The organism is Bacillus sp. PAMC26543, assembly GCF_014250375.1.
Taxonomy (GTDB): domain Bacteria; phylum Bacillota; class Bacilli; order Bacillales; family Bacillaceae; genus Bacillus; species Bacillus halotolerans.
In genome coordinates this window covers 3,198,037-3,214,004 of record NZ_CP060193.1, presented here as the reverse complement: position 1 = coordinate 3,214,004, position 15,968 = coordinate 3,198,037, and the positions used below count along the sequence as shown (strand labels likewise).

Sequence of the window (15,968 nt, the reverse complement as noted above, 5' to 3'; positions counted from 1 at the left end):
GAAATGGCAGACTTTTTCTATGCTTTTTTTTCATACTCTATTTTAAACCTGACAAAATAACATTACATATACTCAAATGTCATACCAAAAATGTAACAAAAAACAGGTTTAAACGACTTTAAAAAAAGGAATAGCCTTACTGAAGATTTGTGTACAATTCCCCTAAGGCAATACTTAAAAAGAATAAAAAAAGAAGGTGCCTTAATGAAGCAAGGATTAATCTCGATTATTATCCCGTCTTACAATGAAGGTTATAATGTCAAACTCATTCATGAATCTTTAAAAAAGGAATTCAAAAACATTCATTATGATTATGAAATATTCTTCATTAACGACGGAAGTATTGATGACACGCTTCAGCAGATCAAAGACCTGGCATCCAAATGCAGCCGAGTGAAATACATATCATTTTCGCGAAACTTTGGAAAAGAAGCCGCGATCTTGGCCGGATTTGAACATGTTCAAGGCGAGGCAGTTGTCGTGATGGACGCCGATTTGCAGCATCCGACCTATTTGCTGAAGGACTTTATCAAAGGCTACGAGGAAGGCTATGATCAAGTCATTGCCCAGAGGAACAGAAAAGGGGATAACCCCGTGCGTTCGCTTCTTTCGTCCCTTTACTACAAGTTCATTAATAAAGCGGTGGAAGTTGATTTGCGTGACGGTGTCGGAGACTTTCGTCTGTTAAGCCGCCAAGCTGTGGATGCACTTTTGAAATTGAGCGAAGGCAACCGCTTTTCAAAAGGCCTGTTTTGCTGGATCGGCTTCGAACAGAAAATTGTTTTTTACGAAAATGTCGAAAGAAAAAACGGCACATCCAAATGGTCATTCAGCAGCCTTTTTAATTACGGAATGGACGGCGTTGTCTCCTTTAACCATAAACCGCTGAGAATATGCTTTTACACCGGCATTTTTGTATTGCTGCTCTCTCTTATTTATATCATAGCCACGTTCGTCAAAATTCTTACAAACGGTATTTCTGTACCCGGATATTTCACAATTATATCTGCGGTCTTATTCCTTGGCGGGGTTCAGCTGTTAAGCCTTGGCATCATAGGAGAATACATCGGCAGAATCTATTACGAAACAAAAAAACGTCCGCATTATTTGATCAAAGAAGCAAATATCCCGAGCAAAGATCTGCCTGAAACGAACGAATTGAAAAACATGCGGCGCCTGACCAAACTGCACTGAAATGAATCAATTGCCATTGGCAGTGCTTTTTTGCATGCTTACAGTTAACGGCAAGACTGGAGACCTCTTATGAAAAAAAGAAAACATGTCATGATTTATGCGGCCAGTCTGTTCATAGCCGTTCTTGCGCACGCTTTTTTTGTGAAAGAATGGGCGGAAGGCAGATATATGACCGGTCCCGGTGACGGACTGGCGCAAATGATCGTATTTAAGAAATTATTATATGAACAATACACGCAAGGAAACTTTTTCTATCATTATTCATTCGGACTCGGCGGCGGCACATTCAGTCAGCTTGGCTATTATTTTTCTGCTTCTTTCCTTTTTCTTGCGACATCCGCCGCAGTTTGGCTGCTGCAATCGGTTCATCTCATCGGTGAGGCGGATACGCTTTTTTGGGCACAGTCAGCCGTTTTTATCAGCATTTTTAAGCTGAGTCTGATTATTTTTACAGCAGCTTCTGTTTTCAGCTATTTGCTCAAACGCAGAGCAGCGGCGTTTACGGGTGCTGTACTATACGGAGTATCGATTATTTACTTTCGCCATGAAGCGTATTGGGAATTTTTCACCGATACAATGATTTGGCTCCCGCTTCTCGTGCTCGGAGCGGAAAAAATCATCAGGGAGCGGCGTCCGGCATGGTTTATCATTGCTTGCTCACTGAGCTTAATCAACAATTTTTACTTTGCATACATAAATCTGATTTTCATTGGAATTTATATTTTGTTCAGATGGCTGATCAAGCTGGAAGATCATGAAGTGAAAAAATGGGTTCAATGCAGAATGTTTTTAGTCTCGGGACTCATTTCTTTCGGTATCAGTGCGGCGGTATTTGTGCCGGTGGTTTACGGGTATTTAAATAACCTGCGCCCTCCGTATAATGAAAAAATAGAGTGGCTGAATTTCGATGATAATATTTTATTTTCAAGCAGGATTATCGTGGTGCCAGCCATCTTTTTGCTGTTTTTGTTTGTCATTTCTTTTTATAAACACCGGGTGTTTCGCCTTTTTGCCGGATTGAGCCTTCTGTTTATCCTCTTTCATTTCAGTCCGTACGCGGCAAGCGCCTTTAACGGCTTTTCCGCGCCGCAAAACCGGTTTGAATATATTTTGGCCTTTACAATCGCCGGAGCAGCCGCCGCAGGTTTATCACAGCTGCAGGAGCTGAGGCGGAAAGAACTGCTTCCTGCAGCAGCGATTGTTCTGCTTCTTTATTGGTATCATGTCCAAAGGTATGAGCTTGATATATGGAAGCCAGCGAATGAAAGCATCCTACTGCTTTTGTTCCTGACAATCGCTGCTTTGTTTGCCGCAGTTTTTGTGAAAAAACGGGCAAAGCTGGCTGTATACGGTGTGGTGATTCTGTCTTCGCTGCTTGTCGCTAACACCTATCAGAAATATGCGCTCTCAGAAGGAGGCGGGCTGGACAGTGTCTCAAAATCCTATATTACAAGCGAGGAATACAAAGGAGACGAACAATCTCAGCTCATCAGACGTGTGCAAAAGGAAGACAATGATCCGCTCGTGAGAATCGACTGGATGAATGGCGTCCGCAATAACACTCCGATTATTTACGGGTTTAATGGATTCAGCGCCTACTCGAGCATTTTAAACAGCCATTTGCTCTCCTTCTATTGGAATGATCTTCGCATCGATATGGGAAGAGAAAGCGTCAGCCGCTACGCTTCATTGGGGGACAGAGCGAATTTGTACAGCTTGCTTTACGGCAGATATTATATGACGGAAAAAATAAACGAAGCGAATGTTCCATACGGCTTTACAAAACATATGGAATCAGAGCACTACACCGTTTATGAAAATCAATACATGCTTCCTTTTGCCAAATCAGCAGATAAAGTTTACTCAGAAAAGGATTTGGAAAAATTGCCGACTCTTGCGAAAGAACAAGCGATGCTGAAAGGAATTGTATTAGCAGATCCAACTGAAAAAACAGAGCAGCCGCCTGATCTGGCGAATCTGATCTCCAAATCGGACATCACTGCAAAACAAGCTCAATATCAAAACGGACTCCTCACTGTAACTGGAGAAAACGGCGGAGAATTGATCATCACTCCGAAAAAGGCGTCAGCCGGTCCGGGCGATTACTATGTCAGTTTTTATTTAAAAAGCAAAGCAAAAGACAAAGGATTTACGCTAAAGGTAAATGATTATGTCACAACAAGAAAATCCAATCAATCGATCTATAAAACGGGTGTAAATGATTTAACCATCAGAGTGCCTAAATCAGATCATATCTCGATCAGGCTTCCGAAAGGAACGTACGAGCTTTCACACATAGCGCTTTATGCAGAAAATTATCAAACATTAAAAAACGCTGTGTCGAAAAACAAAACAGAGAGAACAGACAGCCTGGAATGGAATAAAAACAAGCTGACATTCACATATCACAATTCTAAACCCCAGTACATCATGCTCCCGATTCCGTATGAGAAAGGCTGGGAGCTGAAAATTAACGGAAAACAGCAGAAAATTGAAAAAGCCGATTACACTTTTATCGGTTTTAAGGCGCAAAAGGGAGACAATCAAATTGAACTCACCTACTATCCGCCATATTTTAAAATATCCGCAGTGATGTCTTTCATCAGTCTGCTCTTAGCTGTTTTTTATACAAGACGCAAAAAAGCCCGGCTCTAAATAGAGCCGAGCTTTAATTTTTTCTGAAGCTTTTCTTCGCTGAATATCCAGCCGGTATAAGATGAGCGTATCTCAAGATCATGACTGATATGAACAATTGCGACAAACGGATAGTGCCCTTTACTCCGATAACGCAGGTCAATAAACCGTACCTCGTAATGATCCTTATACGTATCCACTTCCCACCTGTAAACCGGGGAGAACGAAAGAAACGCCGCAATGTTATCATCCTGCTTCGCCGCTTGCATAACGTCGGTTTCAGGCACAGGCACCCGATTAAACGTATCAAGTATCACCACGTGCCCGTCCATGCTCCTTCCTACATAAAAAGCATGCGCAGTTGTAACCGCAATCCGCCATTGCCTGAATTTCATTGTCGGCGAAATGATAATGCTTTCGATCTCTTCATGAATCATCTCACGGAGCTGCCGTTTGATTCGCAGCTGCATCATCAGGCGCAAAATATAATAGCCTGCCAGTATTACGTATAAGGTGAGAAATGTGATACCGGGGCTGCCGCCGACATACCAAACCGCGATGGCCGCCAGATGGCTGATAAATATAAACGGATCAAATGTGTTAATCAGCCCGAGTGCCACCCATTTTTTTCGAAAACGGCCGGATGGCTTGTGTTCCGTACGCGTTGAAAATGTCAACAAATACATGTAGCACAACTGCCAGCAATGTCCACAGCCACAGATGCAGAAAATCAGCCTGCGGATAAAATAAATACAAAATCGCCGGAATGATGACAGACCAAAACAAAACGGCGGGAATAGAATGGGTAAAGCCTCTGTGATTTCTTATATAAACAGCATTGTTTTTAAGTTTTAACACAGTATCAATATCAGGAGCCTGTGAGCCCGCAAGCGTAGCGATCATGACTGCGTGAGCCATTGCCGGATCTGTTCCGACAACCGGATCCAGTGTCGCGATTCCGCCGAGGGCGATGCCCATGACAACATGTGTGCCCGTATCCATAGGTGACCTCCTTGCAGGTGTATCCTGCACATTCACTTTTGTAAGACATTACCTATTTTTATATACCCAATCTTTTAACCTGTTTAATCGTTCTCATATGTTTCCGCTTTTTCTTTACTTCTATTTAATGTAACATATTATCGTACTGTGCCCTTAGTGTACAACAAAAAACAGTCTAAAGAAAAGCGGGGCGCGAGAGACTGGGGAGAAACACATATGAACGTACTTGAAGATAAGGTAAAACAAAAAGATATACAGCAATTTCAAAATGATTTAATTAACTGGTTCGAAAGAGAACAGCGCATTCTGCCGTGGAGAGAGGACCAGGATCCGTATAAAGTATGGGTATCTGAAGTGATGCTCCAGCAAACGAGGGTAGAGACGGTCATTCCTTACTTTTTACGGTTTGTGGAGCAATTCCCGACAGTAGAAGCGCTCGCTGATGCCGATGAAGAAAAAGTGCTCAAAGCATGGGAAGGCCTCGGTTATTATTCGCGGGTCAGAAACCTGCAAAGTGCGGTTAAAGAAGTGAAGCAGCAATACGGGGGAGTTGTTCCGTCAGAAGAAAAAGAGTTCGGCGGCTTAAAAGGCGTAGGCCCTTACACAAAAGGAGCGGTGCTAAGCATCGCATACAATAAACCGATTCCCGCGGTTGACGGAAATGTGATGCGTGTCATGTCGAGAATTCTGTCCATCTGGGATGATATTGCCAAGCCAAAAACAAGAACGATTTTTGAAGAAGCAGTCCGTGCGTTTATTTCAAAAGAAAAACCCTCTGAATTCAATCAGGGTTTAATGGAGCTGGGAGCCATCATCTGTACGCCGAAATCACCTTCTTGCCTGCTTTGTCCTGTTCAGCAGCATTGCTCAGCGTTTGCAGAAGGCACTGAACGAGAACTCCCGGTGAAAAGCAAAAAGAAAAAACCGGGAATCAAAACAATGGCTGCAATTGTACTGACAGATGATGACGGACAAGTCTATATTCATAAACGCCCGTCTAAGGGACTGCTTGCCAATCTGTGGGAATTCCCGAATCTTGAAACGCAAAAAGGAATCAAAACAGAGCGCGAGCAGCTCACTGCATTTTTAGAAAGTGATTTTGGCATAAAAGCTGAAATCAGTGACCTCCAAGGTGTAGTGGAGCATGTTTTCACCCACCTGGTATGGAATATTTCTGTGTTTTTCGGTAAAGTAAAACAAGTGTCGGATACTGCAGACCTAAAAAAAGTAACGAAGGAAGAGCTTGAAGAATTCGCGTTTCCAGTGTCACACCAGAAAATTTGGAAGATGGCAGTGGAAGCAGCCGGAGTCATTTAATTCGGCTGCTCGGTAAGAGTCCTTAATCATAACTGACGCGCGTGCCGTGGCTGTAGTCTGCTTCATTACGCTTCATTCCGCCGCGCGCTTCAATCTCTTGCGTTAATTCACGGTATTTTGATTGGCCTTCTTCGTTCAAATAAGGCATAATTTGCTGAAAGGCATGATGAAAAAAGGCGAGTTCACTGTTTTTCCAGTCCTTTTTGGAAATCATGGTCAATTCGCTCATATCTCGTCCGACATACATAACAGAAGACCCCCTTTAAAGTTCTTGCCATTATTGTTTGTGGAATGAAGAGAACTATACGCTACAAGGAGCTGAGGAAAAAATGGAACAAAATAAATGCGCACTCGTAACAGGAAGCAGCCGCGGCGTCGGAAAAGCAGCGGCGATCAGACTTGCGGAAAACGGCTATAATATTGTCATTAACTATGCACGCAGCAAAAAAGCCGCTCTGGAAACAGCGGAAGAAATCGAAAAACTTGGCGTGAAAGTGCTTATCGTAAAAGCAAACGTAGGCCAGCCCGCAAAAATTAAAGAGATGTTTCAGCAAATTGATGAAACCTTTGGAAGACTGGATGTTTTTGTTAATAACGCTGCATCAGGCGTACTGAGACCGGTTATGGAATTAGAGGAGACACATTGGGACTGGACGATGAACATCAATGCAAAAGCCTTGCTTTTCTGCGCTCAGGAAGCGGCAAAGCTGATGGAGAAAAACGGCGGCGGTCATATCGTCAGCATCAGCTCATTAGGTTCAATCCGCTACCTTGAAAACTATACGACAGTTGGTGTGTCAAAAGCTGCGTTAGAGGCTTTAACCCGTTATCTCGCAGTAGAGCTTTCACCAAAACAGATTATCGTAAATGCGGTATCAGGCGGAGCGATTGACACAGATGCGCTCAAACACTTCCCGAACAGAGAAGACCTTTTGGAGGATGCGCGTCAAAATACCCCGGCGGGACGTATGGTAGAGATTAAAGATATGGTCGATACGGTTGAATTTTTAGTGTCATCAAAAGCTGACATGATCCGAGGGCAGACCATTATCGTTGACGGCGGGCGCTCACTGCTCGTTTAAAAAATTTTTTTGAAAAAAGGAATAGCCACTCGATTACCTGCACATTCTAATGACCGTGGAGGTGATAACAATGGCTAACTCAAATAACTTCAGCAAAACAAACGCTCAACAAGTCAGAAAACAAAACCAACAATCAGCTGCTGGTCAAGGTCAATTCGGTACTGAATTTGCTAGCGAAACAAACGCTCAGCAAGTCAGAAAACAAAACCAACAATCAGCTGCTGGCCAACAAGGTCAATTCGGCACTGAATTCGCAAGCGAAACTAACACACAGCAGGTAAGACAGCAAAACCAATCTGCTGAACAAAACAAACAACAAAACAGCTAATCACTGAAACAGAAAAAAGCACTTCATCTTCGGGTGGAAGTGCTTTTTTCTGTTTGAAAAACGACAAAACTTGTGAAAGCTCAACAGAATGAGTCAAAGGGTTTGCTTAGATCAGAATCGAAATGATTAATGGTGGAAACGTTTAGACTTTGACCAGGCTGAAGGAGGAACCGATGACGGAATTTGAAAAGCTGGTAATAGAACAGATGAAAACGATGGACAAGCTTCTCGATCTCCAATCAGAGCTCGACCGCTGCAAAGAAATCGAAGCAGAACTCCGGCACTTGGAAAGGGATGCAAGGCTGCGCGGTATTCAGGATGAAATTGCGGTAAAACGAAAGCATCTTGCTGATATACAGGATACGTTTCAGAAACAGACAGAGCAGGTGATTCGTTCATATCGCAGCTCAGAAAAGCCGTCTTCCTATGTGTAGAGCAGGAATGTGCCATTCCCAAGCCGGAATGGCTCTTTTATTTTCATTTTTCAATTTGTAACGTTATAATAGGTAAAAGACGTTGTCGGTAAGCAAATTTGGACATACTAACTGTAGGGCTTTATAGAAAGTAGGGGAGAAATATGGGTTATCCCAAGGAAGGAGAAACCATTCAAATTCACAGCTATAAGCATAATGGGCTGATTCATAGAATTTGGAATGAGACAACAATCTTAAAAAGTACAGAAATGTGTGTCATCGGAGCCAATGACCGGACGATGGTAACCGAATCAGACGGCCGGACATGGATAACCAGAGAGCCCGCAATCTGTTATTTTCACGCAAGACAATGGTTTAATGTCATCGGGATGCTGAGGGAAGACGGGGTTCATTATTATTGCAACATCAGTTCTCCGTTTGCCTATGATGGCGAAGCAATTAAATATATTGATTATGACTTAGATGTTAAGGTTTTTCCTGACATGACTTACAATATTCTCGATGAAGACGAATATGATGATCATCGGAAATCCATGAATTATCCAAAAGAAATTGACAGTATTTTAAGAGACTACTTAAACACACTGCTCCATTGGATTCATCAGCGGCAGGGCCCGTTTGCACCCGAGTTTGTCGATATGTGGTATGAACGGTATTTGCGCTATACAAAATAATGGTTACGTAAAAACCTGTTGCGGGGTACAACAGGTTTTTCACATGGGCTCACACACATCATGATAAAGAGAGGGGGAATCAACGTGGGGGTTATGAAACGCTATATGCAATTCGTCAAACCTTATAAGAAGCAAATTTTCATTACAGTATTAATCGGGATCGTAAAATTCTCCATTCCGCTTGCTCTCCCATTGCTTCTGAAGTACGTAGTTGACGACATTATTCAAGGAGGCGGCACGGCCAGTGACAAAACAACGTCATTGTTCACCATTATGGCGATCATGTTCGCCTTATTTTTAATTTTGCGCCCGCCTGTTGAATATTATCGGCAATATTTTGCCCAGTGGACAGCCAGCAAGGTACTCTATGATATAAGAGCCAAGCTGTTTGATCATATACAGAAGCTGAGCCTTCGTTTCTATGCGAATACTAGAACAGGGGAAGTCATTTCCCGAGTCATCAATGACGTGGAACAAACAAAGGATTTTGTGATCACAGGTCTGATGAATATATGGCTCGATATGCTGACGATTTTGATCGTGATCTCTATCATGCTGACACTGGACGTTAAATTAACGCTTATTTCCATCATTTTGTTTCCGTTATACGGTATATCAGTGAAGTATTTTTACGGCCGTTTAAGAAAGCTGACAAGAGAGCGGTCACAGGCGCTTGCTCAGGTACAGGGGCATTTGCATGAACGGATTCAAGGCATGCCAGTGATCAGAAGTTTTGCGATAGAAGACCATGAGCAGGCCAACTTTAATGAAAAAAACAGCCATTTCTTAGATAAAGCAATCCGTCATACGAATTGGAATGCCAAAACCTTTGCGGTTGTCAACACCATTACAGATCTGGCACCGCTCATCGTGATTGCATTCGCCGGCTATTTTGTCATCAACGGACCGCTGACAGTCGGAACGATGGTTGCGTTTGTCGGGTATATCGACAGAATGTATAACCCTGTCAGAAGGCTGATTAATTCTTCTACAACCTTGACGCAGTCAATCGCTTCAATGGACAGGGTATTTGAATTTATTGACGAGCCGTATGAACTGACTGACAAACCAAATGCCATCAAAGCTGACCATATCCGCGGAGAAGTCGAATTTCGAAATGTGTCGTTTCAATATGAAAAGGGAAAAGAAAACATCCTTCACGATGTGTCTTTAAAAGTAACCAGAGGAGAAACCGTAGCCCTCGTTGGAATGAGCGGCGGAGGGAAATCCACGCTCGTCAGCCTGATTCCAAGGTTTTATGATGTATCAAGCGGCAGCCTATTGATTGACGGGACAGATATTCGGGATTATGAAGCAAGAAGTCTGCGCAATCAGGTTGGCATGGTGCTTCAGGATACCTTTTTATTCAGTGAAACGATTAGAGAAAATATTGCGATCGGAAAACCTGATGCCACGCTTGAAGACATTATGGAAGCCGCAAAAGCAGCCAATGCACATGATTTTATTATGAGTTTTCCGGAAGGGTATGAGACCCGTGTGGGAGAAAGAGGCGTTAAGCTCTCAGGGGGACAAAAACAGCGGATTTCCATTGCACGTGTATTTCTGAAAAATCCGCCGCTGCTGATCTTGGATGAAGCTACTTCAGCTTTGGATCTTGAAAGTGAGCACTACATTCAAGAAGCGATGGACAAGCTGGCGAAGGACAGAACAACTTTTGTTGTGGCCCACCGCTTATCAACCATCACACATGCGGATAAAATTGTCGTCATGGAAAACGGAACAATCATCGAAACCGGAACCCATGATGAACTGATGGATTATGACAGTCAATACAAGCACTTATTCACAATCCAAAACTTGAACTAAACATCGATCTTATATCCTTTGATCAAGGATATAAGATTTTTTTGTATAAAAAAACCCGGTGATGTGAACCGGGTTACTCTTCTATTTCCAATTCGCAGTCTTTCGGATGGTACGTTTGAAAGCTTGTAATAAGTGTTTCTAAATGTTCAAGCTGCTCGCGGTATTCCACAGCGCTTGCCATAATATTAAGCATATTATAATCAAGAAGCTCATCATCTGAGTTGCGCTGGTTTCTAAGGAATGACTTTGTCAGCAGCTGTTTGTATTGGATGCCTTCTTCATCTGTATCATCATGCGGTTTAATTTTGCCGACAAACCTCATCAAAATCCGCTCGTGCCAATGAAGCAGGTAATCAAGTTCTTCAGTCAGCGTTTCCTGAAACTCTTCAGGCATATGATAAATCTCGTTTTCCAGGCGATGCAGCTTCTTCAGCGTGTCGAGCGCCCGGTTTGCGGTTATTATCGCCTGTCTGAACAGGACAAGTTTTCTTGATTTCACGTAAGTCGTTTTCTTAAAGTAGCTTCTTTCTTCTTTATATAGAAGATATGTCTGATCAAGCTTGATCATTTTCTCTTTCAGTTTTTCAATATCCTCTTTCAAAATCGAATGCTCTGTTGACTGGCGCATAATCAGCCTGATCCATTTCATAATTTCTTCAGTGTTTTCGACTGTGTTATGAATCAGCTTTGTCTCGTACTTAGGCGGCAGGAACACCAGGTTGACGATAAAGGAAGAAAGTACCCCTAAAATGACTGTGCTTGTTCTGATCAACGCAAACATTAAAAAGTCGTCACCGGCAGATTCTAAAATCGCAATAACTGTAACAAGAGCAATCGAAATCGTATGTTCAATTTTAAGCTTCAGCATTATGGTAATAACAATAACTGCTGTCAATCCGATCATAATCGGACTGGGTCCGAAAATAAGACCGAACACTGTGGCAATAACAGCTCCGATAATATTTGCCTGAACCTGATCAATAATAATAAGAAAAGAGCGGTAAATTGACGGCTGGATCGCAAATATCGCTGCAATCCCAGCAAAAATCGGTGCGGGAAGTCCGATCCACGAAGCTAAATAAAGAGCCAGCGTAATCGCGATCCCTGTTTTGAAAATGCGGGCACCAAGTTTCATTGGTTTGTGCGTGCATTCCTTTCTATAATAAATTGTTTGACCTAGCAAATGGCTAATCATTAAAATTCCCTGTGAGTTTATTTGCTAAACAATTAAGTAATATACAGGGATCAATACAATTATTCAAGCTATTTCTCAAGAAAAAGACCAAAATCTTACACGCATTTTAAAAGTACACAAAAACAGGAGCTTATAAGCTCCTGTCCGGGGATGTGCAATATTACTTTTTAAGATGTTTAAAAGCATCCTCAACAGCAGCAAGCGTATCTTTAATGTCCTGCTCTGTATGTGCTGTTGTAATAAACCACGCTTCATATTTAGAAGGTGCGAGATTAATGCCGCGCTCCAGCATCAGCTTGAAAAACGTAGCGAATGTTTCACCGTCACTGCGTTCTGCCTGATCGTAATTTTCTACTTTCTCATCAGAGAAGTAAACCGTCAGCGCACCCTTTAAGCGATTGACTGTTATTGTGATGCCATGGGTTTCTGCGTGTGCCAAAATGCCTTCCTCAAGCATAGCGCCAAGACGGTCAAGCTTTTCATACACGCCTTCTTCTTTCAGCACTTCCAGGCAAGCAATGCCAGATAAAATAGAAGCGGGGTTTCCGGCCATTGTTCCTGCCTGATATGCAGGGCCGAGCGGTGCGACTTGCTCCATAATTTCTTGTTTGCCGCCATAGGCTCCAATTGGAAGTCCGCCGCCAATAATTTTTCCGAGTGCAGTTAAATCCGGTTTCACCTGTAAAAGATCCTGTGCACCGCCATACATAAAGCGGAAAGCAGTAATGACTTCATCATAAATAACGAGGGCGCCCGCATTGTGTGTCAGTTCGTTTACTTGTTCTAAGAAACCTTCTTTTGGCTCAACGATACCGAAGTTGCCGACAATCGGTTCAACGAGAACCGCTGCGATTTCACTGCCCCATTTCTCTAAGGCCGCTTTGTAGCTGTCAATATCATTAAATGGAACTGTAATGACCTCGTTTGCAATGCTTTTCGGTACACCGGCTGAGTCAGGCGTGCCCAGAGTAGACGGACCGGAGCCGGCCGCTACGAGCACAAGATCTGAATGGCCGTGATAACAGCCTGCAAATTTAATGATTTTGGTGCGGCCTGTGTAAGCACGAGCCACACGGATGGTCGTCATCACAGCTTCTGTCCCTGAATTGACGAATCTTACTTTATCCATAGCAGGGATGGCTTCCTTCAGCATCTTTGCAAAAGTAACCTCATGTTTTGTCGGTGTTCCATATAATACACCGTTTTCCGCGGCTTTTTTAATCGCCTCTGTAATATGCGGGTGGGCATGTCCGGTGATGATTGGCCCGTAAGCCGCCAAATAATCAATGTATTTGTTTCCGTCGACGTCCCAAAAATAAGCGCCATTTGCTTTCTCCATTGCAACAGGAGAACCCCCGCCAACTGCTTTATATGATCTTGAAGGGCTGTTTACACCGCCGACAATATGCTCTAATGCTTCACGGTGAAGTTCAACTGATTTTGTATACAAAAATAATAACCTCCTATATCTCCTTGCGTCCCCTCTATTGTAGCATGCTTCCAAACAAGAACAACGGATTCAGGCTCAAGATACAGGGTCATAGTTGTAATCTGGACAAGAATTGGATACGCTTAATACAAAAACATCCGGAGGTAAAGAAATGACTATTGAAATCGGACAAAAAGCGCCTGAGATTGAGTTGAAAGGCGATCATGGGGAGATAGTAAAATTATCGGATTATGAAGGGAAGTATATCGTCCTTTACTTTTATCCAAAAGACATGACACCGGGATGCACAACTGAAGCCTGCGATTTTCGTGACAGCCACGAAAACTTCGCTGAGCTGGATGCTGTGATTATCGGCGTCAGCCCGGACAGCGAGGAAAAACACGGGAAATTTAAAGAGAAGCATAATCTTCCGTTTTTGCTGCTTGTCGATGACGAGCACAAGCTGGCGGAGGCGTTTGATGTATGGAAACTGAAGAAAAACTTCGGAAAAGAATATATGGGGATTGAACGCTCCACTTTTTTGATTGACAAAGAAGGCCAGCTCATTAAAGAATGGAGAAAGGTAAAAGTGAAAGACCATGTAGCTGAAGCGCTTCAGACGCTGAAAGATATGTCGGGAAAGTAAAATCGTCAATCAGCCTCATAGCATATGCTGCAACTTTTACCCTAATATCAATTGACAAATTATCGTAAAAAGAGTTACACTAATTATAAACATTATAATGTAAGAATCTTTTTTAGAAGAGAGGTGCATGACGGATGGCTGCACATGAACTAAAAGAAGCCTTAGAAACGTTGAAGGAAACCGGAGTTCGCATTACTCCTCAACGTCATGCGATTCTGGAATATCTCGTTAACTCTATGGCTCATCCAACAGCGGACGATATATATAAAGCTCTGGAAGGAAAATTTCCTAACATGAGCGTAGCGACGGTATATAACAACTTGCGTGTGTTCCGGGAATCCGGCCTGGTAAAAGAGCTCACATATGGTGATGCTTCCAGCAGATTTGATTTTGTTACATCCGATCACTATCACGCCATTTGTGAAAGCTGCGGTAAAATTGTGGACTTCCACTATCCCGGCCTTGATGAAGTAGAGCAGCTTGCTGCACATGTGACCGGCTTTAAAGTAAGCCACCACCGTTTAGAAATTTACGGCGTCTGCCAAGAGTGTTCAAAAAAAGAAAACCATTAAAATAAGCTGACCGCGAAACGGTCAGCTTATTTATTTCGACATTTTCTTCTTATTATAAGACTCATCAAATTCTTTTCCTTCTAAGCTTTGATCTAAAGTCAGCGGCTCTCTGCAATGCATACACATATCTACTCTGCCTAAAACCTTGGTCTCTTTTTTACAGCCCGGACAAATGACCCGAACCGCTTTGGTCGAGAGCATGCCGATCCAAAAATAAACAACCGTGCTGAGCCCGATAGATAAAAGCCCAAGTATCATAAACAAACTCGAAAGCAAAACGGATTCCTTAAAAAAGATCCCGATGTACATAATGATAAACCCAACGAAAACCAAACTTAACGCAAACGTTCTGATTTTATTAATTTTGCTGGAGTATTTCGCCATGTCCATCCCCCTCTGAATTAAATATAGCACAAACCCGATGGTATTTTCTTTATGTTTTCGTTTGAAATGGAATTTAAATATGGAGACTTGCTTTGAAATTGTTTATAATAGTTCAATGTGTTTAGAAAAAAGGAATTTCGATTTAACCATAGAATTGAATCAAATAGAGAATAAAAAAATTGAACAATTGCATTGGAGGAATAGTGATGGAAAATCTTCTCCGTCCAATTTACCAAGAAAGAGCAAGTCATCCTAATACATTGGCTGTTATTATGATTGAGAGAAGAAACAAAACGTCTTCCATAACAGACAACTTTGATGCCGCTTTGCTTGTCATTGTAAAGCAGTCTGATAAGCCAGTTTTTATAAAGCATTATGAATTTGATCACAAAACAGCCTCTTTACATGTGATAACTGATGCTCAGGTTCAAGAATGGATTTTGCTCGGCACAAATAGAAGAATCATAGATTGGATTGTAAACGGAAGAGTCATGTTTGACCGCAATGAGTATATTGCTGAGCTTATCGACAGGCTTAATACTTTTCCGTTTGCAGAACGTAAACTGAAGATCGGCCTTGAATACGGCAAGTTAATTAGAAGATACGTTGAAGGAAAAGCTTTCTTTGAAGCCAATCAATTTTTAGATGCCTACAATGCAGTAGTCCATGCATTGCATCATCTAGCACGTATTGAAGTAATCGACAGAGGATTCCATCCGGAAACCACTGTGTGGAGTCAAGTGCGTCAGATGGAGCCTCAAGTGTACAAATTATATTCCGAGCTGATTGAAAGTCACGAAAGCTTGGAAAAAAGACTTGAATTATTATTCTTAGCAAATGATTTTCTTATTCATTCTAAAGCTGAGATTGGTTCAGCACATCTTTTCGAAGTGATGAAAGAAAAGGACATATGGCAATTTAGCGAGCTTCTTCAGCATCCTGACTTAAAACATTTTACTCAAGACCTTGGCGTCATGCTTGATTACCTGACAGAAAAAGGTCTTCTCAGCGTGTGCCGAATTGAAACCAAAGGACAGGCTGTCTTTCATCGAGGATATTCTTTTAAAAAAGATGTTGACTCTGATTCCTGAGCATGGTATATTATTAAACGTCGCTGATGCGCTTCTGAAAAAATAAGCTCACAGCGGCGGAGAAATAAAATAAAAAACATTTGACAAAACAAAGTCGAAATGTTATACTGAAAAAGTCGCTTCTTAAAGAAGGGGCGGATGATCTTTGAAAACTAAACA

15 protein-coding genes and 1 pseudogene are annotated in these 15,968 nt (G+C 42.2%); 11 read left to right on the top strand and 5 right to left on the bottom strand.

What is annotated here, in order from left to right:
• Window positions 1-204: 204 nt before the first annotated feature.
• Both H7F27_RS16310 and H7F27_RS16305 read left to right on the top strand, forming a co-directional pair.
• Window positions 205-1,194 carry a glycosyltransferase family 2 protein gene (locus tag H7F27_RS16310; RefSeq protein WP_010333459.1) on the top strand — a complete coding sequence of 330 codons (990 nt, stop codon included), beginning with the start codon at window positions 205-207 and terminating at the stop codon, window positions 1,192-1,194.
• Between the two features lie 69 nt (window positions 1,195-1,263).
• Window positions 1,264-3,849, top strand: coding sequence for a YfhO family protein (locus H7F27_RS16305; protein ID WP_095714798.1), 2,586 nt, complete (start codon window positions 1,264-1,266; stop codon window positions 3,847-3,849).
• On the opposite strand, the pseudogene H7F27_RS16300 reads toward H7F27_RS16305, so the two are convergent.
• Window positions 3,846-4,830, bottom strand: a pseudogene (locus tag H7F27_RS16300) (metal-dependent hydrolase). The gene H7F27_RS16305 and the pseudogene H7F27_RS16300 sit on opposite strands and share 4 nt — an antisense overlap.
• Window positions 4,831-5,046: 216 nt before the next feature.
• On the opposite strand from H7F27_RS16300, the gene mutY reads away from it, so the two are divergent.
• Window positions 5,047-6,147 carry an A/G-specific adenine glycosylase gene (gene mutY, locus H7F27_RS16295; protein WP_024120658.1) on the top strand — a complete coding sequence of 367 codons (1,101 nt, stop codon included), beginning with the start codon at window positions 5,047-5,049 and terminating at the stop codon, window positions 6,145-6,147.
• A 22-nt stretch (window positions 6,148-6,169) separates the two neighbouring features.
• Here the strand turns inward: mutY and H7F27_RS16290 are convergent, their stop codons facing one another.
• Entirely contained in the window at window positions 6,170-6,394 is a 225-nt protein-coding gene (locus H7F27_RS16290) for a hypothetical protein (RefSeq protein WP_024120659.1), read from the bottom strand.
• An 82-nt stretch (window positions 6,395-6,476) separates the two neighbouring features.
• On the opposite strand from H7F27_RS16290, the gene fabL reads away from it, so the two are divergent.
• The 5 genes from fabL to H7F27_RS16265 all read left to right on the top strand — a co-directional run bounded on the left by fabL (window position 6,477) and on the right by H7F27_RS16265 (window position 10,492).
• On the top strand, window positions 6,477-7,229 hold the full coding sequence (gene fabL, locus H7F27_RS16285; protein WP_010333464.1) for an enoyl-[acyl-carrier-protein] reductase FabL: 753 nt from the start codon (window positions 6,477-6,479) through the stop codon (window positions 7,227-7,229).
• A gap of 70 nt (window positions 7,230-7,299) precedes the next feature.
• Window positions 7,300-7,557 carry a gamma type acid-soluble spore protein SspE gene (gene sspE / locus H7F27_RS16280; RefSeq protein WP_024120660.1) on the top strand — a complete coding sequence of 86 codons (258 nt, stop codon included), beginning with the start codon at window positions 7,300-7,302 and terminating at the stop codon, window positions 7,555-7,557.
• Between the two features lie 173 nt (window positions 7,558-7,730).
• Window positions 7,731-7,991: a YgaB family protein gene (locus H7F27_RS16275; protein WP_024120661.1), complete on the top strand. Its 261-nt coding sequence runs from the start codon at window positions 7,731-7,733 to the stop codon at window positions 7,989-7,991.
• A 143-nt stretch (window positions 7,992-8,134) separates the two neighbouring features.
• Complete coding sequence (locus H7F27_RS16270) at window positions 8,135-8,665, top strand: nucleoside tri-diphosphate phosphatase (protein ID WP_003239685.1); 531 nt, start codon at window positions 8,135-8,137, stop codon at window positions 8,663-8,665.
• Between the two features lie 84 nt (window positions 8,666-8,749).
• The gene (locus H7F27_RS16265; RefSeq protein WP_185848151.1) at window positions 8,750-10,492 is read left to right on the top strand and encodes an ABC transporter ATP-binding protein; all 1,743 of its coding nucleotides are present in this window, start codon (window positions 8,750-8,752) and stop codon (window positions 10,490-10,492) included.
• 73 nt (window positions 10,493-10,565) lie between these two features.
• Here the strand turns inward: H7F27_RS16265 and H7F27_RS16260 are convergent, their stop codons facing one another.
• Window positions 10,566-11,627, bottom strand: coding sequence for an aromatic acid exporter family protein (locus H7F27_RS16260; protein WP_101860259.1), 1,062 nt, complete (start codon window positions 11,625-11,627; stop codon window positions 10,566-10,568).
• Window positions 11,628-11,847: 220 nt separating this feature from the next.
• Window positions 11,848-13,137: a glutamate-1-semialdehyde 2,1-aminomutase gene (locus H7F27_RS16255; RefSeq protein ID WP_101860258.1), complete on the bottom strand. Its 1,290-nt coding sequence runs from the start codon at window positions 13,135-13,137 to the stop codon at window positions 11,848-11,850.
• Window positions 13,138-13,288: 151 nt separating this feature from the next.
• On the opposite strand from H7F27_RS16255, the gene bcp reads away from it, so the two are divergent.
• Together bcp and perR are read left to right on the top strand one after the other, a co-directional pair.
• Window positions 13,289-13,762, top strand: coding sequence for a thioredoxin-dependent thiol peroxidase (gene bcp, locus H7F27_RS16250; RefSeq protein ID WP_101860257.1), 474 nt, complete (start codon window positions 13,289-13,291; stop codon window positions 13,760-13,762).
• A gap of 134 nt (window positions 13,763-13,896) precedes the next feature.
• A complete protein-coding gene (gene perR / locus H7F27_RS16245; RefSeq protein WP_010333472.1) occupies window positions 13,897-14,334 on the top strand; it encodes a peroxide-responsive transcriptional repressor PerR in 438 nt (145 codons plus the stop codon).
• 30 nt (window positions 14,335-14,364) lie between these two features.
• On the opposite strand, the gene H7F27_RS16240 is transcribed toward perR, so the two are convergent.
• The gene (locus tag H7F27_RS16240; RefSeq protein ID WP_127695640.1) at window positions 14,365-14,718 is read right to left on the bottom strand and encodes a YgzB family protein; all 354 of its coding nucleotides are present in this window, start codon (window positions 14,716-14,718) and stop codon (window positions 14,365-14,367) included.
• A gap of 206 nt (window positions 14,719-14,924) precedes the next feature.
• Between H7F27_RS16240 and H7F27_RS16235 the strand changes: the two genes are divergently transcribed.
• Window positions 14,925-15,809 carry a nucleotidyltransferase-like protein gene (locus tag H7F27_RS16235; protein WP_185848150.1) on the top strand — a complete coding sequence of 295 codons (885 nt, stop codon included), beginning with the start codon at window positions 14,925-14,927 and terminating at the stop codon, window positions 15,807-15,809.
• Window positions 15,810-15,968 lie beyond the last annotated feature (159 nt).

Coding starts and splice junctions, on each gene's coding strand:
- sspE (WP_024120660.1), top strand. CDS start 7,300: ATGGCTAACTCAAATAACTTCAGCAAAACAAACGCTCAACAAGTCAGA.
- fabL (WP_010333464.1), top strand. CDS start 6,477: ATGGAACAAAATAAATGCGCACTCGTAACAGGAAGCAGCCGCGGCGTC.
- H7F27_RS16275 (WP_024120661.1), top strand. CDS start 7,731: ATGACGGAATTTGAAAAGCTGGTAATAGAACAGATGAAAACGATGGAC.
- H7F27_RS16290 (WP_024120659.1), bottom strand. CDS start 6,394: ATGTATGTCGGACGAGATATGAGCGAATTGACCATGATTTCCAAAAAG.
- H7F27_RS16260 (WP_101860259.1), bottom strand. CDS start 11,627: ATGAAACTTGGTGCCCGCATTTTCAAAACAGGGATCGCGATTACGCTG.
- mutY (WP_024120658.1), top strand. CDS start 5,047: ATGAACGTACTTGAAGATAAGGTAAAACAAAAAGATATACAGCAATTT.
- H7F27_RS16310 (WP_010333459.1), top strand. CDS start 205: ATGAAGCAAGGATTAATCTCGATTATTATCCCGTCTTACAATGAAGGT.
- perR (WP_010333472.1), top strand. CDS start 13,897: ATGGCTGCACATGAACTAAAAGAAGCCTTAGAAACGTTGAAGGAAACC.
- H7F27_RS16240 (WP_127695640.1), bottom strand. CDS start 14,718: ATGGCGAAATACTCCAGCAAAATTAATAAAATCAGAACGTTTGCGTTA.
- H7F27_RS16235 (WP_185848150.1), top strand. CDS start 14,925: ATGGAAAATCTTCTCCGTCCAATTTACCAAGAAAGAGCAAGTCATCCT.
- H7F27_RS16305 (WP_095714798.1), top strand. CDS start 1,264: ATGAAAAAAAGAAAACATGTCATGATTTATGCGGCCAGTCTGTTCATA.
- bcp (WP_101860257.1), top strand. CDS start 13,289: ATGACTATTGAAATCGGACAAAAAGCGCCTGAGATTGAGTTGAAAGGC.
- H7F27_RS16270 (WP_003239685.1), top strand. CDS start 8,135: ATGGGTTATCCCAAGGAAGGAGAAACCATTCAAATTCACAGCTATAAG.